The sequence below is a fragment of the Ammoniphilus sp. YIM 78166 genome, assembly GCF_004522215.1.
Taxonomy (GTDB): Bacteria; Bacillota; Bacilli; order Aneurinibacillales; family RAOX-1; genus YIM-78166.
The window spans coordinates 81,569-99,481 of sequence record NZ_SDLR01000001.1; the positions used below are offsets into that span (position 1 = coordinate 81,569).

At 45.9% G+C, this 17,913-nt stretch carries 24 protein-coding genes; 19 read left to right on the forward strand and 5 right to left on the reverse strand.

Annotated elements, in window-relative coordinates; genetic code table 11:
- The first annotated feature begins 41 nt into the window (after positions 1-41).
- The 3 genes from EIZ58_RS00405 to EIZ58_RS00420 all read left to right on the forward strand — a co-directional run bounded on the left by EIZ58_RS00405 (position 42) and on the right by EIZ58_RS00420 (position 2,795).
- Positions 42-362 (forward strand): Fpa/YlaN family protein, encoded by a 321-nt coding sequence (locus tag EIZ58_RS00405; protein WP_134698553.1) that lies wholly within the window; start codon positions 42-44, stop codon positions 360-362.
- A gap of 1,652 nt (positions 363-2,014) precedes the next feature.
- A complete protein-coding gene (locus EIZ58_RS00415; protein WP_134698554.1) occupies positions 2,015-2,269 on the forward strand; it encodes a DNA alkylation repair protein in 255 nt (84 codons plus the stop codon).
- A gap of 151 nt (positions 2,270-2,420) precedes the next feature.
- Positions 2,421-2,795 carry an Asp23/Gls24 family envelope stress response protein gene (locus EIZ58_RS00420; RefSeq protein ID WP_134699584.1) on the forward strand — a complete coding sequence of 125 codons (375 nt, stop codon included), beginning with the start codon at positions 2,421-2,423 and terminating at the stop codon, positions 2,793-2,795.
- A 58-nt stretch (positions 2,796-2,853) separates the two neighbouring features.
- Here EIZ58_RS00420 and EIZ58_RS00425 read toward each other — a convergent pair whose 3' ends face one another.
- A complete protein-coding gene (locus EIZ58_RS00425; RefSeq protein WP_134698555.1) occupies positions 2,854-3,195 on the reverse strand; it encodes a YugN family protein in 342 nt (113 codons plus the stop codon).
- A gap of 170 nt (positions 3,196-3,365) precedes the next feature.
- Between EIZ58_RS00425 and EIZ58_RS00430 the strand changes: the two genes are divergently transcribed.
- From EIZ58_RS00430 to EIZ58_RS00440, 3 genes are all read left to right on the forward strand, one after another.
- Positions 3,366-3,815 carry a CBS domain-containing protein gene (locus EIZ58_RS00430; protein ID WP_134698556.1) on the forward strand — a complete coding sequence of 150 codons (450 nt, stop codon included), beginning with the start codon at positions 3,366-3,368 and terminating at the stop codon, positions 3,813-3,815.
- A 233-nt stretch (positions 3,816-4,048) separates the two neighbouring features.
- A complete protein-coding gene (locus EIZ58_RS00435) occupies positions 4,049-4,648 on the forward strand; it encodes a hypothetical protein (protein WP_134698557.1) in 600 nt (199 codons plus the stop codon).
- 13 nt (positions 4,649-4,661) lie between these two features.
- Complete coding sequence (locus EIZ58_RS00440; protein WP_134698558.1) at positions 4,662-5,447, forward strand: SDR family oxidoreductase; 786 nt, start codon at positions 4,662-4,664, stop codon at positions 5,445-5,447.
- 14 nt (positions 5,448-5,461) lie between these two features.
- On the opposite strand, the gene hprK is transcribed toward EIZ58_RS00440, so the two are convergent.
- On the reverse strand, positions 5,462-6,376 hold the full coding sequence (gene hprK, locus EIZ58_RS00445; RefSeq protein WP_134698559.1) for an HPr(Ser) kinase/phosphatase: 915 nt from the start codon (positions 6,374-6,376) through the stop codon (positions 5,462-5,464).
- A 128-nt stretch (positions 6,377-6,504) separates the two neighbouring features.
- A complete protein-coding gene (locus EIZ58_RS00450; protein ID WP_134698560.1) occupies positions 6,505-6,942 on the reverse strand; it encodes a protease complex subunit PrcB family protein in 438 nt (145 codons plus the stop codon).
- 90 nt (positions 6,943-7,032) lie between these two features.
- Between EIZ58_RS00450 and EIZ58_RS00455 the strand changes: the two genes are divergently transcribed.
- Both EIZ58_RS00455 and EIZ58_RS00460 read left to right on the forward strand, forming a co-directional pair.
- The gene (locus tag EIZ58_RS00455; RefSeq protein ID WP_134698561.1) at positions 7,033-8,847 is read left to right on the forward strand and encodes a hypothetical protein; all 1,815 of its coding nucleotides are present in this window, start codon (positions 7,033-7,035) and stop codon (positions 8,845-8,847) included.
- A gap of 74 nt (positions 8,848-8,921) precedes the next feature.
- Entirely contained in the window at positions 8,922-9,374 is a 453-nt protein-coding gene (locus EIZ58_RS00460) for a YlbF/YmcA family competence regulator (protein WP_134698562.1), read from the forward strand.
- On the opposite strand, the gene EIZ58_RS00465 is transcribed toward EIZ58_RS00460, so the two are convergent.
- A complete protein-coding gene (locus EIZ58_RS00465) occupies positions 9,371-9,682 on the reverse strand; it encodes a hypothetical protein (protein WP_134698563.1) in 312 nt (103 codons plus the stop codon). The genes EIZ58_RS00460 and EIZ58_RS00465 overlap by 4 nt on opposite strands.
- Positions 9,683-9,868: 186 nt before the next feature.
- Here EIZ58_RS00465 and EIZ58_RS00470 point away from each other — a divergent pair, with 186 nt between their 5' ends.
- The 11 genes from EIZ58_RS00470 (at position 9,869) to EIZ58_RS00520 (ending at position 16,102) form a co-directional block, all read left to right on the forward strand.
- Positions 9,869-10,204, forward strand: coding sequence for a YlbG family protein (locus EIZ58_RS00470; RefSeq protein WP_134698564.1), 336 nt, complete (start codon positions 9,869-9,871; stop codon positions 10,202-10,204).
- 62 nt (positions 10,205-10,266) lie between these two features.
- A complete protein-coding gene (locus tag EIZ58_RS00475) occupies positions 10,267-11,439 on the forward strand; it encodes an LL-diaminopimelate aminotransferase (protein ID WP_134698565.1) in 1,173 nt (390 codons plus the stop codon).
- 105 nt (positions 11,440-11,544) lie between these two features.
- On the forward strand, positions 11,545-12,639 hold the full coding sequence (locus EIZ58_RS00480; protein WP_134698566.1) for a GspE/PulE family protein: 1,095 nt from the start codon (positions 11,545-11,547) through the stop codon (positions 12,637-12,639).
- Positions 12,602-13,651: a type II secretion system F family protein gene (locus EIZ58_RS00485; RefSeq protein ID WP_134698567.1), complete on the forward strand. Its 1,050-nt coding sequence runs from the start codon at positions 12,602-12,604 to the stop codon at positions 13,649-13,651. The genes EIZ58_RS00480 and EIZ58_RS00485 overlap by 38 nt, the downstream gene beginning before the upstream one ends.
- 11 nt (positions 13,652-13,662) lie before the next feature.
- Entirely contained in the window at positions 13,663-14,022 is a 360-nt protein-coding gene (locus EIZ58_RS00490; protein WP_134698568.1) for a competence type IV pilus major pilin ComGC, read from the forward strand.
- A 94-nt stretch (positions 14,023-14,116) separates the two neighbouring features.
- Positions 14,117-14,458: a GspH/FimT family protein gene (locus EIZ58_RS00495; RefSeq protein WP_167577412.1), complete on the forward strand. Its 342-nt coding sequence runs from the start codon at positions 14,117-14,119 to the stop codon at positions 14,456-14,458.
- The gene (locus EIZ58_RS00500) at positions 14,451-14,789 is read left to right on the forward strand and encodes a type IV pilus modification PilV family protein (RefSeq protein WP_134698570.1); all 339 of its coding nucleotides are present in this window, start codon (positions 14,451-14,453) and stop codon (positions 14,787-14,789) included. The genes EIZ58_RS00495 and EIZ58_RS00500 overlap by 8 nt, the downstream gene beginning before the upstream one ends.
- Positions 14,789-15,193 (forward strand): ComGF family competence protein, encoded by a 405-nt coding sequence (locus tag EIZ58_RS00505; protein ID WP_134698571.1) that lies wholly within the window; start codon positions 14,789-14,791, stop codon positions 15,191-15,193. The genes EIZ58_RS00500 and EIZ58_RS00505 overlap by 1 nt, the downstream gene beginning before the upstream one ends.
- Positions 15,194-15,228: 35 nt before the next feature.
- On the forward strand, positions 15,229-15,585 hold the full coding sequence (locus EIZ58_RS00510) for a hypothetical protein (RefSeq protein ID WP_134698572.1): 357 nt from the start codon (positions 15,229-15,231) through the stop codon (positions 15,583-15,585).
- An 82-nt stretch (positions 15,586-15,667) separates the two neighbouring features.
- Positions 15,668-15,838 carry a YqzE family protein gene (locus EIZ58_RS00515; RefSeq protein WP_134698573.1) on the forward strand — a complete coding sequence of 57 codons (171 nt, stop codon included), beginning with the start codon at positions 15,668-15,670 and terminating at the stop codon, positions 15,836-15,838.
- A gap of 15 nt (positions 15,839-15,853) precedes the next feature.
- Positions 15,854-16,102, forward strand: coding sequence for a YkuS family protein (locus EIZ58_RS00520; RefSeq protein ID WP_134698574.1), 249 nt, complete (start codon positions 15,854-15,856; stop codon positions 16,100-16,102).
- A gap of 949 nt (positions 16,103-17,051) precedes the next feature.
- Here the strand turns inward: EIZ58_RS00520 and EIZ58_RS00525 are convergent.
- Positions 17,052-17,807 (reverse strand): hypothetical protein, encoded by a 756-nt coding sequence (locus EIZ58_RS00525; RefSeq protein WP_134698575.1) that lies wholly within the window; start codon positions 17,805-17,807, stop codon positions 17,052-17,054.
- Positions 17,808-17,913: the final 106 nt, after the last annotated feature.

A 17,913-nucleotide genomic window follows, 5' to 3' on the forward strand; every position in this document is an offset into this window, starting at 1 on the left:
CTCTAATCAATTAGATTATGATACACTATTATTTAGGTAAAATGAAGGATAAGGAGGGAATTCGATTGCCAACCGTTACCGCAATAGAGATTCAGCAGAAAGCGATCCAGATGCTGCAGGCCGATGCTGAAAAAATTTTAAAGCTGATTGAAGTGCAAATGAAAAATTTTTCAATGCCTCAATGTCCCCTCTATGAAGAAGTATTAGATACACAAGTGTTTGGTTTATCTCGCGAGATTGACTTTGCTGTTCGGTTAAAGCTGATCCAAGAAGATACAGGGAAACGAATTCTCATGGAGCTTGAGAGAAAACTAAATGAAGTCAATGAACTGCACCGAGAGAATGCAGAGGCAAAGGAATAGTCCCTATTGAAGGGACTATTATTTTTTTTGTTCTTTAGTAGGTGGATCTAGGGGGGGGGACGTATGATGCCCTGCAATTGCTCGGGGGCCCGGATCAGGGAATCAAAGCGGTCGTATGATGCCCTGAGACCGCTCGGGGCCGGGATCAGGGAAACAAAGTGGTCGTACGTATGATGCCCTGAAATTGCTCCGGGGCTGGGATCAGGGAACCAAAGTGGTCGTATGATGCCCCGAATCCGCTCGGGGGCCGGGATCAAGGAATCAAAGTTGCCGTATGATGCCCCGAAACTGCTCGGGAGCCAGGATCAGGGAATCAAAGCCACCGTATGATACCCTGAAACGCTCGGGAGCTAGGATCAGGGAATCAAAGCCACCGTATGATGCCCCGAAACTGCTCGGGAGCTAGGATCAGGGAATCAAAGCCACCGTATGATGCCCCGAAACTGCTCGGGAGCTGGTATCAGGGAATCAAAGTGGTCGTATGATGCCCCGAAACCGCTCGGGGCCGGGATCAGGGAAACAAAGTGGTCGTACGTATGATGCCCTGAAATTGCTCCGGGGCTGGGATCAGGGAACCAAAGTGGTCGTATGATGCCCCGAATCCGCTCGGGGGCCGGGATCAAGGAATCAAAGTTGCCGTATGATGCCCCGAAACTGCTCGGGAGCCAGGATCAGGGAATCAAAGCCACCGTATGATACCCTGAAACGCTCGGGAGCTAGGATCAGGGAATCAAAGCCACCGTATGATGCCCCGAAACTGCTCGGGAGCCGGGATCAGGGAATCAAAGCGGCCGTATGATGCCCTGAAACCGCTCGGGGGCCAGGATCAGGTAATCAAAGCGGTCGTATGATGCCCTGAAACCGCTCGGGAGCTGGTATCAGGGAATCAAAGCGGTCGTATGATGCCCTGAAACCGCTCGGGAGCTGGTATCAGGGAATCAAAGTGGTCGTATGATGCCCTGAAATCGCTCGGGAGCTGGGATCAGGGAATCAAAGTGGTCGTATGATACCCTGAAACCGCTCAGGGGCCCGGATCAGGGAATCAAAGTGGTCGTATGATGCCCTTCAAGCGAGCTGAAGCCCGGATTAGGGAATCAAAGTGGTCGTATGTTGCCCTGAAATCGCTCTGGGGCCAGGATCAGGTAATCAAAGCCACCGTATGATGCCCTGAAATCGCTCTGGGGCCAGGATCAGGTAATCAAAGCCACCGTATGATGCCCTGAAATCGCTCGAGATCTAGGAACAGGGAATCAAAGCTGCCGTATGATGCCCTGAAACCGCTCGGGGGCCAGGATCAGGTAATCAAAGCGGTCGTATGATGCCCTGAAATCGCTCGAGAGCTAGGAACAGGTAATCAAAGCGGACGTTTGATGCCCTGAAACTGCTCGGGAGCCGGGCTCAGGGAATCAAAGTTGCCGTATGATGCCCTGAGACCGCTCCGGGGCCCGGATCAGGGAATCAAACCGCCTCCCCCTGCTTTTTTAGGCATAAAAAAATGGGGATGCAAGATCCCCAAGTTTGCTGAAGGTATTACAAGTTACAGAAAAAAAGTGGCAGGTGTTTATTTACGTTCCTTATAGCATATGTGGGTGTGGTAAAAGAAGTGAAAGTTGGAAAAGATAAGAATAAAACACTGGTTAGGAGGAGCACTATTGAGCCAACCCTACTTTTGTCCTAATTGTAAGACCAATCGATCTCGATACAATATCATTCAGCAAGTTTCACAAGCGGTTAAAATGGATCCCCAAAGTGGTGATGTATTACAGGTTTATCAACAGCAAATTGATGATCCGTTTCATTCACCTTACACGGGGCCAGCTTATAAGGTTCAGTGTGCCACGTGCAGCATGGTTGATGATGAAGAGATTTTTATCAAGGCGGCGGAGAATTACAATCGTAAACGCTAAATAAAATTCAAACAAAATTAACAGAATTGTTAAAGGATTTCTTTTTTCTATAGAGAAGTACATACATATAAAATTCTTTTTCGATCATGTTCCGTGAGCCCAGGCCGCGGAATAGAATAGGGAGTAAGGAGGAGGGGGTATTGTGGCCGACATGAAGGAAAAGGGTATCGTTAAAATTGCAGATGATGTTGTGGCTGTAATCGCAGCCATCGCAGCGGCGGAAACCGATGGAGTCGCAAGTATGTCGGGGGGAATCGTGGAAGGTTTTGCTCGGAGAGTTAGCGGGAAAAACGTCCATAAAGGGGTACACGTTGAAGTGGGCGAGGTGGAAGCCGCTATTGATTTAAGAGTTATTTTACATTACGGAGTCAAGATTGACGAGGTATGTAAAAAGCTGCAATACGTTGTGAAGGATACCGTGGAGACGATGACAGGTCTTCGGGTGATCGAGGTTAACGTGAAGGTTGAAGGTGTGGAATTTAAAGAGACGAAGCCAGGTCTAGAAGAGGCTTATCGGATTCGTTAAAATAAAAAAATCTCTTATGATTCACTTGAACCGTGGATCGTAAGAGATTTTTTTCTAATTAAGCAAGTTTTTCTTTGATTACAGTAAGCTTCTTCTTAGCAGCAGTGGACACAGAAGATGGTACAACTGCTTGATAGTCGATCCCATGTGGGAAAAGATGTTTGCCAATATAAGGCTCTTCCAACTTAAGAATGGTATCGTGATCCAGATTTTCCCCTTTGACTACATGACCTTGTACTCGCAGAAAGAAAGTCGATTTGGTTGCTTTATCCTCAAACTTGTAGTCGTATGTAGCATGTTCATAGTCCCATGCCCAGCGTACAAAGCCAGCATCCAGCATGACGTGATCTAAGTCACCTAGTGTTGCTTCTAATCCGTTTAATCCCACGTTAATTAGCACGTTGGTTTTCCCTCCTTAATCTATCTGTACAGAATTATTGCTTATACCATGATATTATGATTTCCTAAATCGCGCAATCGAAAAATAGGAGGTAATTGGTGACGATTTCGTGTATGAGGATTGGAATAATTGGGAAACTTACAATTGATAACGATCAAAGGAGGCTCATTATGGCAAATTCTATCCGTGAAATTATGAGTACGAATGTTGAAACGGTTACGCTAAAAGACAATGTATATGAAGTGGCATGTAAAATGAGAGATCACAATGTAGGTGTTGTCCCGGTGGTGGATGAGAACCAGCACTGTATTGGGATGATTACCGATCGCGATATCGTCATTCGCGGACTAGCTGAAAAAAGAGAAGGATCCGCTGCCGTTGAAAAAGTCATGAGTACAGAGCTCATTACAGGAACACCTGATATGAGTGTAGATGAAGCAGCTAAGCTTATGGCTCAGCAGCAAATTCGCCGCTTGCCAATCGTGGAGAACGGTCGTCTAGTTGGAATCGTGGCAATGGCTGACCTAGCTGTTCGCAGCAACTTTGCTGACGAGGCGGGATATGCCTTAAGCGAAATCTCTGAACCTACCGGCCGCCATTCCCAAGGCATGCAACAATAAGGAGTACATGTAAGAAGGCCCCATACCCATGGGGCTTTTTACTTTAGCAGATAAGCATAAGGGCAACTAGGTTGCCGCACAACTCATTTGACATAAAGAATGTCAAGTGGAGTTTCAGCGCCAAGGCTTGGCGCCAGCCAAGTTTTCTTTACTTACTTGATTTTGGATGAATCTGCAAGTACACTTTGGTTAATAGGGGAAGTTCGGATATAGGTAAAAGGAGACTACCCATTTTGAGTAGAAAAACCAAAAAAAAGAAAGAAAAGAAAAATAAAGTCTTTACCCGCTGGGCCTTCATTATTTCCATTTGGACTTTTTTCACAGCGATATGCATAAGCATGATAAGTAATTTATTGTTACGGGAATCTTCATTGCTTCTTGCTCTTATTACTTTATTAAGTATTGTTGTTATTGGAACCGTAGCGGATATTATCGCTGTCGCCATTACAGCTGCCGATATTAGTCCCTTTAATGCGATGGCCGCGAGAAAGATCTATGGGGCCCGGAAGGGCATTCAAATGATTCAAAATGCCGAAAAGTATGCCAACTTCTTTGCAGATGTTGTAGGGGATGTTTTAGGGTATATTGCGGGGGTCGCAGGGGCTACTTTAGTGTTTCAGATCGTCCGTCTCTCCGATGAGTTAACGCTGTATGAATCGGTCGTTTCTGTCCTTGTAGCTGGATTGTCTAGCTCGGCGATTGTGGGCAGCAAAGCGATTGGCAAGAATATTGCGATTCAAAACAGTACCGAGATTGTTTTAGGATTTGGTAAGATACTGACCTTTCTTTCCGAGCTTAAGCCGAATGCGATGGCGAAATCAAGGCGAAATTGAGGTGGAGATGCTCTTGAACCAAAAAGTTGCACTCATTACTGGCAGTGCCACTGGCTTAGGGAAGAGAACAGCGCTAGAGCTCGCCAGCCGTGGTGTGAACATTGTATTGAATTATATTACCAGTCAACAAGAAGCAAGGAAACTGGCTAATTATATTCAAGACACTTATAAGGTAAACGCATGTGCGATCCGAGGGGACGTGAGTCAATACAGAGACGTGCAAGAGATGGTACAGCAAGCCTCAGAACAGATGGGCAAGATCGACATCATTGTGAATAATGCAGGTCCCTATATCCCCGAGAGAAAAAACATGGTCGATTATGAAATAGAAGACTGGCAGAAGATGATTGACGGAAATTTAAACAGCGTTTTTTATCTATCCAAATTAGTCATTCCCTCCATGCGCCAGCAAGGGTGGGGGAGAATTATTAATATAGGCTTTGATCGAGCGGATACAGCGCCAGGCTGGAGGTTTCGCTCAGCCTTTGCAGCAGCCAAGGTGGGATTGGTTTCTTTGACTAAGACGTTGGCGATCGAAGAGGCTGAGCACGGCATTACGGTGAATATGATTTGTCCAGGTGATATTACTCAGGAGTATAAGGAAATGAGCATTGAAGAGGTTCAAATGGTATGGGATACCGCGACCCCTATTGGTAGACCTGGTACTGGGGAGGATGTATCCCGGGTCGTATCCTTTCTGTGTGAACCTCGTTCGGACTTTATCACGGGCAGCATTATTCAGGTAACAGGCGGCAAAGATGTCTTGAATAAATACCTATATGAAGAACAAAAGGAGTAGCCGCATAGCTTGGGCTACTCTTTTACTTCCAGCAAACGCTGTTCAAAAGCTTTTAGCGCATTGTACCCTTTCTGTTGGAGCCTCCAGTTTTTCGCGGCGACTTCAATCAGGGCGGCAATGTCTCGGCCTGGGCGGACTGGAATTTCAATATGTCGTATCGTAACATCAAGATAGGTCACTGTTTTTTGCTCCACCCCAAGCCCATCATAGTGGTGTTTCTCCTTCCAGGGGGAGAGCAGGATGTCTAGCTTCACGTGGGTCTCACCTTGGAAGGCACCTGAGCCATAGAGGCGAGGGATGTTGACTAGTCCAATGCCGCGAAGAGACAGAAATTCTCGATTGCTTTCATTATGCGTACCAAGAAGCGTTTCAGGGTCGATTTGCTTCAACAGAACCAAATCGTCTGATACTAATCGGTGTCCGCGTTCGATGAGAGCTAGAGCTGCTTCACTTTTTCCAATCCCACTTTCTCCCCGCAGCAATATCCCGACGCCAAAGACGTTTAAACATACTCCATGGACCCCGATTTCATTAGCTAATGCTTTGACCAAGAGATTGTTCAGCTTGGCGATAAATTTGGTTGTCTTCTCGGGAGTCCGTAGAAGAGGAATGTTCGCTTCGGCACAGTGCTTTTCAAAATACGTTAGTTCTTCTTGTCCACGTGTTACGATAAAGCAGGGGGGATGTTGAGCAACGATGGCACCAATCCGCCTATCACGCTCAGTCAATGATAAAGCGTGTAAATAGGTGATCTCTTGTCTGCCGAGCAGTTGTACCCGCTCATGGGGAAAATGATCCAGAAAACCTGTAAAAGCCAGACCCGGCCGATGAATATCATCATGAATAACCTCTCTTGATAACCCCTCTGCCCCAGCTAACACCTCTAATTTTAAAGTTTTTACGATTTCTTCCACACTTATTTTTTTCATGTCCTGTTCCTTTCCCTAGGGCTTTTAGGGTTAGCTTTCACTATATGATCGCTTTTTTCTAAGTGAAAACTTGGAAACAAGATGGTTCCAGAAAAAATCCTCCCTTGGGTATAAGGGAGGATACGAAGTTATTTTTTTGCTTGAATGTGTACGGGAAGATCGGTTTGGGGCATTTTAATCACAGTATAAGGATAGGTAATCATGGAAGCCGCCATCCCTTGAGGTGTTTTCTCTGCATATCGAACGACAATCTTTCCATGGCTTTGCTCTACCTTTTCAATTCCAACCGCATAGCCGGCTGATGGCTTTTGGCCCAGTGCGATAATGACCCAGGTTGCTCCATCTTTATGAATAACTTTCGTACCTCCCTTTTTCTTCAGGGAGTTTACTGCCTGATCTACTGCGGTAGGATAAGGGGGCTTAAGCAGATCGAACTTCACTTTTGCGTCAGTCCTTTCCTGAACCACCGGATTTGCTGCTTGGATGGAATAATCTGTGACGAACCATAGGGACAACAAAAGGCTAAGAATAACATGCCACTTTATATTTATGCTTGAACGCATCATCTAACACACTCTCCTTTACATAATTGTAGTATGAATTTTTTTCTTGATAGGTATCCGTGATATGATAAGGGTAGTGAGGTGTTGTGTGCAATGAAATGGACAGAGACGGTTAGTATGCTTTCCGACCGTGTAACGAAGCAGATCATTAGTGAACATGGAAAACAAGCAGAAGATTTAAGCTTTCTCCTTGATCCTCAATATGTTCAGCTTTGCTGGGATCGTTTTTCTGTTAGCGAGCAAGAAGTGATTAATTACTTTCTCTTGGAGAAAGGTGAAGATTTTATTACCTATAGAGAACTGGAACAGGAGGGTCACCCTCTTGCCCATGCCAAATACCGAGTATCTTTAACGAAGCTTCGCCGTCTTGGTTTTGTTTTTACCCTGCGAAGAATGTGGGGAGAGCAAGCTTACGGCATCCCCCGAGAGCTGCTTACGCTGTTCCGTCAGATCCTTGTCGCGGAGCAGGTTTCATGGGAAAGTTCAACGCCGTTGATGGCTTCGTTATCATATCACATTCTTGAGGATATATTACAAGCTGTAAATAATGTCAGATATACACCTTTGGAATTGACCAAAAAAGCAACCATTACCAAGAAGTCAATGCGTCAATTGGTGGAAGGATGCCATCTCCCAATAGAAGCATTGGCTGCAATGGCAAAACAAGCAGTCACTGTACCTCCGTATCAAGAGCATGAAGTAGTTTTTTTGGACATGCTGCTGAAGTGGGAACTTCTTCAGGTTGAACCTACGCAGGTTCAACTTGGAGATATGGAAAGTTGGGTAAACCGTTCCTTTGCGGAGCTTCAAAATCAATGTTTGGACTTGCTTGCTTCATACATGGAGCTGTGTCCGAGACTGCAATTTTATTGGGATATTACACGAAACTTGAAGTCACGTCAGCCCTATTCATTAGAAGCCATTCTTGCTTCGATGGGAAGGTTTGCCCCGGCTCGTGATAAGGTTATAAAAAACTGGCTTCAACCCCTTGAACAGCTAGGATTGCTTTATGCCCAAACTGTTGGCACGGATACTATATGGGCATGGAATATAAAAGAGGAAATAGGCTCGTCCATATACGTGCAACCAAATTTTGATGTGATCCTGCCTTCCTATAGTTCCATGAGGTTGAAATGGGAACTACTTGCTTTTACGCGCGTCTCCGCGCGGGCGGAGATGTGGACTCTTGCCTTGGATCGTTACGAGGTTCAACGTTATATAGAAAATGGGGGGTCTGCGAGCGAGCTTGTTAGTAGGTTAGAACAAAACAGTGCCACTCCGATCCCGCCTTCCATAGTTAATGGAGTCTCTACCTGGGCTCAGGAGGCCCAACAAATCTCCTTCGTCGATTGCCGACTGATGGTGGTCAGTCACCCCGATTTGGCCGCTGATATGGAACGCATTGCTTCTATCTCCCGTCACTTACAAGGAAAGATTGGGGATCGTACTTTTATCGTGTCCGTTGCCAAGTGGCAGGAATTACAGGAGGAATTAGAAAAAAGGGGATACCTGACAGGGACCATTAAGAATCTGTTGGAAGAGAAGGAAGCAAAAGAGCCAGCAAAGCTTCATTTATTTAAGGCGACTTCCGTACTGACAGACTATCAAGTGGACAGTGTGTTTCCAGATCTAGAGGATGCCATTCCAGGGCTGCGTCAATTGCCCAAAATGTGGTTGGCGAACTATTCACAGTATCATGAATCTACTCTGCGAGAGATGATTCAACAGGCCTCTTTGCTCCGATTAGAACTGCAATTACAGTGGAAGGGAAAGGACTACCGTCTGTACCCACAATCGATTGTGAATAAGAATGGGTACTGGTTTTTGCAAAGCTTCTCTGAGGATCAAGGGCAGACCCAGGAGATCAGCCTGCGTGAAATCGGGAATATCAAAATCCTTCAGCCATAAAAATTTGGAATCGGCTATAACGCTCGCGTTTGTTATATTTTGCGGTATAATAGGAAATGAGGTGATAATAACAAATGGTTGCCCAGGAATTAGATGTGATGGAAGTCCTGGCTTCAGCCCAGGATATTGCGGATATGATTATGGCGTCGGAAGAAATGAAGACGTATCAATATACGAAGAATAGACTAGCACAAGACCGCGAGGCCCAAGCAAAAATAGGGCAGTTTCAACGGCTAAAAGAGGATTATGAAGAGGTGCAACGCTTCGGCAAATATCACCCTGACTATGAGCGAGTGGGGAAAAGAATACGCGAGTTGCGACGGGAGGTCCTTTCCTTTCCAAGTGTTCACGCCTATAAGAAAGCAGAAACAGCTTTAGATGACTTGCTTTATCATGTATGCCGGACGATCGCGAATGGCGTATCGGAAACGGTCAAGGTACCGAGCGATAATCCACTTTATAACTTAGGCGGCGGCTGTGGGACCTCAGGAGGCTGTGGAACGGGCGGTTCTTGTGGTTGCGGCTAAGCATGATCCTGTTTGCGCAACACACAGTCCTCTCCGCACTGGTTTCCACAGCAAAAGCTCTTGTTGAGCGGATAGAGGAAACGAAACCGATACACATGAATATTTCGATAGGTTCTAACATAGATACTTTCATAGTGTAAGGGAGTTTGATGAATTAACGTGTCTGCCGTCTGAGAGATCAGGCGGCTTACTTTGTGTGAAGGGGTAGACGACTGGATGTAGAGGAAGGGCATACCGGCGAGTACCTTAAGCTCTAAGGATTCAATGACAGGATGTTGACCGAGTTCATTCAACAGCTTCTGGATCATAATCGACCTACCTCGTTTAATGTGATACACGAAAAATGGTTACCCTAATCTATGCAATGGAAATGGGTGGAGGTACTTCTTTATTTTTTAAAAAATGAACTAAAGCGCTTGCGTGCAGGTGGGAGTCATGATACGATTTTTTTATCATTCCCTCATACAATAAGCTGGGAAACAAGGGGGGCAGTCATGAGAGAAAGACGACTAGGTCTTGCCGTGTGGGTCAAGAGTACGAAAGCAGCCAGAAACCTTCGTCGGTACGGTAACATTCATTATGTTTCCCGTCGGCTAAGCTATGTAAGCATGTATGTTAATGCCGAAGAAATTAATCAGATTATAGAACGCATCCAACGGTTGGATTTTGTCGTTCGAGTTGAACGTTCTCATCGCCACGAGATTCCTATAGAATATACGAATTCTAAGCCGGACAAGGCGAAGGAATATGACTATAAGCTAGAAGAAAAACGACTAGCAGAGCTTGAGGCACAGGAGTTAGATCTGCGGGAAATACTTCAAATCAAATAATAATGATTGAAGATAAGAAACTCCTTGTAAAAGAGGAGTTTTCTTCATAAGGAGAGAAGAAAATGAAACCATCCAAGCGATTAGGATCGCTGTCATCGGCCATCTTTACAGAAATGGGTATAAGAAAGCGTGCCATAGAACAAAAAGGGATCAAGGTGATTGACCTAGGAATTGGAAGTCCTGACCAGCCGCCTGCTCCGCATCTTGTGGAGACCCTGGCGAAGGCTGTGCAAAACCCGCTCTATTACCGTTATCCGACATCAGAAGGTAGCATGGAATTTCGCGAAACCGTTGCCGCCTGGTATGACTATCGGTTTGGTGTTCACTTGCAGCCAGCAGATGAGGTCCTCTCTCTGATGGGTTCGCAGGATGGTCTGGCTCATCTGGCTTTGGCGTGGATTGATGAAGGGGACATCGTCCTCGTACCTGATCCTGGATATCCGATCTATGCTGCGAGTGTGACCTTAGCAGGAGGAGAGGTATACCCCCTACCGCTAACCTTTGACAATCAATACCTTCCCGATTTGGAACAGATCCCTGATGATATCTGCCAAAGGGCGAAGCTGATGATCTTAAATTACCCCAATAACCCGCTAGCCGCTACGGCGGATCTCGCATTTTTTGAGAAAGTAGTGGCCTTCGCGAAAAAGCACGAGATCATTGTGGCCCATGATTTAGCTTATTCCGAGCTCGCCTTTGACGGGTATAAGCCGAGCAGCTTTTTAGAAGTCGAGGGGGCCAAGGAGATCGGGATTGAATTTAATTCCTTGTCTAAGAGCTTTAACTTAGCCGGGTGTCGGATTGCTTATGTGGCTGGTAATCGGGATATCATTAAGCCGCTTGCGATTGTGAAGAGCAATATAGACTATGGCGTTTTCCTGGCCGTTCAAGAGGTGGCGATTGCTGCCATGAAAGCAGACATGGCTGGACTGCTGCCTTCGATAGCCGAGAGCTACCAATCCCGCCGGGACGTACTCATTGATGGGTTGGCCAAGCATGGCTGGAACATCGAAAAACCGAAAGCTACCATGTTTGTGTGGGCGCGAATACCCGAAGGCTGGTCCTCTTCCGAGTTTGCTTTTGAGCTGTTAGAGAAAGCCGGTGTTGTCGTGATTCCAGGAAATGCTTTTGGGCAGCAAGGAGAGGGTTTTGTCCGCATCGCCTTGGTCGAGGAGGAAGAGGTATTGCGAGAAGCCGTAAGACGAATTGCCGATTCGGGTATGCTTTCAAGCTGAAACGACGACTTCTGACATTTAACTAAAGGAAGAGCAGGAATTTGCATTCTAGCAGCGAATACACAGGAAGAAAACATCTATAAAACCATTTAAGGAGTGATGTAAATGAGTGATGTTTCTTCCTATCTTTCTTTTCTACTGGAAGAGGCCGTACGAAGAAGGGCGAGCGATGTGCATATTGAGCCCTTGCCTGACCGAATAGGAATTCGTCTGCGGATTGATGGTTTCCTGGTCCCCTTTGAACAAAAGGAGGAATGCTGGGGTCCACCGCTCGTCTCCAAGTTAAAGCTATTGGCTGGACTAGATATCGGGGAACGGAGACTTCCTCAAGACGGAGGCTTTATGTACCGCGGTGAACAAACGGAAATGGATATCCGCGTTTCTACTCTTCCTTTGATTTATGGTGAAAAAATCGTATTGCGTATCCTCAATCGCCAGCTTACTTTTGACAGCTTACCCTCTTTAGGCTTAGATCCTCAACAAACGAACATCGTACGAAAAATGCTTCAAGCATCTGGAGGACTGCTCCTTGCCACAGGCCCTACCGGCTCCGGAAAAACCACCACCCTCTACACGCTTCTCCAAGAAATTTCTTCACAAGAGCAAAATATTATCGCCCTCGAAGATCCCGTAGAATACCATGTACCTGGCATTAATCAAGTTCAAGTGAATCCCAAGTCTGGCTTAACTTTCTCTACTGGTCTGCGAGCTAGTTTACGACAAGATCCGGATGTCATTCTTGTGGGTGAGATCCGAGATCGGGAAACGGCTGAGATTGCCATTAAAGCCGCATTAACTGGTCATTTGGTTTTGTCCAGTCTGCATTGCAACGATTGTGCAAGCGCCATAACACGATTGCTTGATATGGGGGTAGAGCCCTATTTAATTACCTCTTCTCTTGTGGGTGTGATCGCCCAACGTCTCGTGAGACAGGTGTGTCCATGTTCTCGAGAAACTCAATCGTATTGTTCTTCTTGTCATGGCATGGGTTATTTCGGTAGACAAGCCGTATACGAGGTGCTAACGGTGCAGGATGAGCTTTATCCGTTGGTCATGAAGCGGGCTTCTTCTTTGGAGATACGAGAGTTCCTGAGGTCAAAGGGCTTTTCTAATCTCAATGACAAACTAAAAGAAAAGGTTCGTCAGGGCATAACGACCATCAGTGAGTACCGCAGAGCCTGGATCGCCGATGTGGAGTAATCGTTGGTCCGATCAACAATTAGCTTCGTTCAGCTTCAAGCTGCACCATTTATTAGAGGCGGGGTTGCCGCTCATGGATTGCCTTAGGCTTGTTCAACATCATTGGCCCAAGCGAAGAATGGCTGAATACACTCAATTATTAAGCACACTGCAAGAAGGGCGCCCTTTAACCCATGCTCTGAAGCTCATTCGTTTTCCTCCCTTCTATTTATTCCTCCTTACAGTTGGCGAACAGCATGGCCAGTTGTCTGATAGTCTCCAAATAACCAGTATGTATTACCACAAAAGACACAATCAAAAGCGCAAACAACGCAAAGCGCTGGCTTATCCTCTTTTGTTGCTAGGCTCCGTCCTCTGTACCCTCTTTATTTTTCTGCAGTTTTTATTACCTCAGTTTCTTAGTTTGTATCACACCTTCGATGTTCCTCTCCCTGCCGTGACGCGATGGACAGTGCTTCTTATGGAATCCACTCTTATTCCGTGGGCTTTATTAGGAGGGTTGGTGGTTCTCTTTTTCACCGTCTGGCTCATTAAACACAAGCGAATGATATGGGAAAAGGCCCTTTTTAAGCTTCCTTGGATTTCTTATTATTTTCGGTTACAGCAAACGTACCTCGTTTGTATCCAAGCGGGTCTTTTACTGGAAGGTGGAGTTACGATCCTACAAGTCTGCAAGCTTTTCCAAAACGAAGGAGTGAGTTTGCTCGTCCAGCAAACGTTTAGCGATATCCTTGACAAGCTCCATCAAGGAGAGGCCTTAAGCCGTGTCTTCCACGGCAGGTCCTGTTTCCTGCCGATCTTGCACGAGATGGTGCTTATCGCAGAACAATCCGGTACTCTCGGTGCATCGCTGCTTCGGGTAGGAGAGCAGTTGGAATCAGAGTTGGAAGATTGGACAGAAAGGCTGTCCATCTTTTTCGAATCCTTTATTACCATTGGAGCCGGGAGCCTCGTGTTATTTTTAATGCTCGTGCTTTTTGTTCCGCTGTATCATCTGATTAACTATATCTAGGAGGAGAGTTTATGAAAAAAGTCTTACGTAGTCAGGATGGGTTTACGTTTTTAGAAATGAGCATCGTGGTGGCCATTATAGGGATTTTATTGTTGATGGCGATGCCTAATTACCAAGGAGCAGCCGAAAAAGCGCAGGCCAAAAGCTGTGAAGCGAACCGCAAGATGATTGAGGCGCAGGTGGTGAGTTATATGGTGGATACCTCCATTATACCCACTGAGCTTGCACCACTCGTCGCTACGGGATACTTAAGAGAGATACCCAAATGTCCGTTGAAGGGGAATTACTCTTTTGCCGTCGTAGAGGCTTCAGGAACAGCTATGGGAAAAGTTAATGTGTATTGTCCAACACATGCGCCTGCATCAAACTAACCCCCTACTTAGTGCTGGCTACTCCTTCCTCGAACTCACTTTCGTCCTCTCCTTACTCTCCCTCTTCTTTGTAATAACACTTCCTGTAATCCCAATGGCGATTGAACAGCAAAAAACGAAAAATTTTATAGAGGAATTGGCTGGAGATTTACATGTAGCTTCAAATGAAGCTCGGACTAGACAGGTTGAGGCGATCATTGATCTGTTTCCAACTTACTCCTTTTATCTTTTGCGTATCAATGGGAAGCAAGTCAAAAAGGTCGATGCACCGAAAGGAGTCACCCTGAACAGTAATTACACGAATCAGCGTGTGGTGTTTTATACGGATGGACAAGTTGCGCAAGCGGGCACCATCAAGATAACGGATCAAAGGGGGAAAATCCATTCCATTGTTATTCAGCTTTCAAGTGGGAGGTTTTGGATTAAATTTGGATGAGAAAGGACATCTATTCTTAGAGGTACTAGTGGCTTTGTCCATTATTTCGGTGACCCTACTACCCTTTATTACGGTATATGGACAGCTGACTCAAGAGGTACAGAATCAAACGATGAACACACAAGCCTATTGGCTTGTTTATGAAGCAGTAGAAAGATGGAAGAGTGGCTCGGAGCAAGTGAATTCGAACCAAAGTCGATGGGAGGTCACCATCACGGAACAATTGATTTCCCCAACAATCTTGGAAGGAGAGTTTCGAATTAGGTGGAACGATTTAGGAAGAGAACATCAGCTGCAAATGCGAGCCTACAAGAAGGTGGCTACACGTTGATGGAATTGGTAATAGGATTGTCCTTGTCTCTGGTCATGCTGACTTCCCTTCTTTATAGTTCCATACTGCTAAAGGAAAATCTAGAGAGAGGAAAGGTTCAGCAGCTATTACAAATGGAAGCATCAGCCTTTATCCACTATCTAGAGCGAGAGCTGGGGTGCACGGAGCAGGTTTACATTTCCTCCAGGAGGATGCTCTTCACCTGTAAGGGAGTCTTATATGATTACAGGCAATCGGGGAGTTCGATTGTTCGAGAAGTAGATAGCAAAGGATGGGTACAGGTATGTCTTCATGTAAAGGATTTTCAAGTCCAACCCTTTCAGAAGGGAGTAGTCATTAACTTATGGCTAGAAAAAGGGGGGATACCCTGGAAGATGCAAACCTCAATTTCCTATGCCCGTTAAGAATACTGCATAATCAACAAGGGTCGGCCACTATCTTGTTAGTATTGTTTCTTTCCTCTATGCTCTTGCTCCAGCTCACTGGCGGCATGACGTTTACCTCTCTTGCTAAGAAGATCCCATCCAATGATAGCAGTAAGCTCCAAGCCAAATATTTGGCTGAGGCTGGAGTATGGTTAACGATTGAAAAATGGGAGGAGCTAGGAGAAATTGCTGCAGGTACTCACAGTTATTCGCTGCCCAATGGAGTAGTGGAAACGTCGATTCGCGCTACTTCTCCTGGCGTGATCGAGCTTCGATCGATCGGGTATGTGAGCCCTCATTTTAAGGATAAGTTGTTGGCGATATATGACTTGTCTGCAAAAAAGATCCTGGATTGGAATAGACAGAAATAGCTGCGTGCCGGGCTTCAAGGGTTGACTGGCGGGAATTTTGGCAAGACTACTGCTAGAGACTTATCGAAGGGAGAGGCTTGCATTGAAGTCAAATGATATTGTTAAATACCTTACTCAAGAATTTGTTAAATACATTGATACGCCAAAACCGGAGCGTAAAAAAAGACCAAAGGAACAATGGTCTTCCCGGTGGTTTGGGATGATTCCCATGGCTATACGGATGGTTATTCGACGCAGAGAGAAAACTAGATAGCAGGAGGTGAAGGGAATGCCAACGATTGCTATTGAACAATCTTTACGTGAAGTCGAGCAGTTTCTTAGAAATAATGGAATGACTGTCGTAGGTATTGGTACAAATGCGGCAAGTGATGCCGATGCCTTTGTTATCTCCGGAATGGACCGGGACGTCATGGGGATGGCAGAAGCTACAACAGGCTCACCTGTCATTGATGCAGAAGGAAAAACCCCCCAAGATATCTTAAGGCAGATTCAGCAAAGTATTCCGCACTCGCACTAAGAAGTTGTCCCGCGAGGGACAGCTTCTTTTTTAACGTTTTGGGGGCGTACTGTCAGTACTCCTTTTTAAGAATTTGGAGCACATGAGGTACTGCAAGCTCGCGTTACGTGCCCTGACCCGGGCGGATCCTCGGATGAGGTACCGCAAGTTCGCGTTTCGTGCCCTGAACCGGGCGGATCACTCGGATGAGGTAGCGGAAGCTCGTGTTTCGTGCCCTGAACCGGAGGGATCGCTCGGATGAGGTAGCGGAAGCTCGTGTTTCGTGCCCTGAACCGGAGGGATCGCTCGGTTCAGCTCTGATATGCTCACGGAAAGATAGTGGATGCTCACGAAGAAATGCTGTTTGATCACGAACCTGATACAATTCCAAATACCATGCAGCATTTGGTCACATAACTAGGCCACCGTCTCCAATGAAAATCCCCTTTGTCCGCGGTTTGGTCCCAGACTCATGTTTTTTCGAGATATGAAGTGATTTGGGTCTACTTTTTAGAAGTGCAATCTAACCTTCGGTTTAGAGCCTTTCATTTCAAGCTGATTTTTTAAGTAATTCGTCTTTTATTTTTCATCTATCCCTGTTTCGGTCCCGATTACGCTTGCCCGTGGCCGGATGCTCACAAAATTTTTGATTTGCTCACAGAAACGTGACGGATGCTCACGAGTTGGTTCCGTTTGCTCACGTACTTGGAACCATTCCAGCTAATCTCGGAGGTTTGGTCACGATACTCGGTGAGTTGCTCCCAAACCCGTAATGGTTACAATTAAGATGGGCTAGCTCGCTTTACTTTTTCTCGGGAAGCGATCGGGTATCCCGAATCCCCCTGTGATCAAGCACCAACTATAATACCGGGTATTTTGATATAAACCGATAATGACTACATTTAGGTGTAGTACCTGGCTGAGATTTTTCAGTTTTTTGGGGTTAGGTGGTGGGCCTCTGTCCCCCCTACTACTGATAAAACCCTCCCACCTTCACTGCATACTGATACGGGATATATCGACTTCCATAATCATCCAATTCCACGAACAGCTCTTCTCCCCATTGGTGGTATCCTACGACTTTAAAAGGGGCGATGACCGTGTTCTGGAATAATCGAGCGATAAACGAAATCTCGCTGTTGGCCATTCTCTCTTTTAACTGACTATCCTCTTGGATCACCTCTCCTGGCTTTATCCAGGGTTCAACCAGCATGTCTGGAGGGTGATGGCTGGCAGATGCCAAGCTTGTTTCTATCCCAATACGGGATGTAATGATTGGGGGAACAATAGCAGCCTCTCCAGGATATTGCTCTCCTGATTTTGCATCATAGATCCTGCCTTCTTCCACCCAAACCGATTCGAGCCCAGCGTAATGCTTCTCCAACTGTAACGTGTTCGGTACCATACCTAATTGGTCAAATAGGACATATTCCCCTAAACCATATTCCAGGAGGACAAAACCACTCGGGTCTTCTCCCACGACCATATACCCCACATTTACTTCATCTTTGGAAAAGGTGATCAGCCATTGCTTGGAATTCGGACCCAGCCCTTCATAAGTATAAACGGCTTCGGTAAAGGAAGCAAAACGCGGGTCTTGCTGAGCCAGCTCAGCTGCCCATTGTTTAATATGCTGTTGGAAAGAGTCACGCCAGGTTTCGGCTTGGCCTGTCCACGGTATGATGAGGAAAGCCCATAGTAGGCAGATTCCTAGCCATTTTTTCATTTGACTTTCCTCCCTCAACTTATTAGTTTATGCTCATTATACAGGAATGACCTTACATATTTTGCCACAACCTGTCGGTAGATTTTGTCATATCGCACCAATTTTG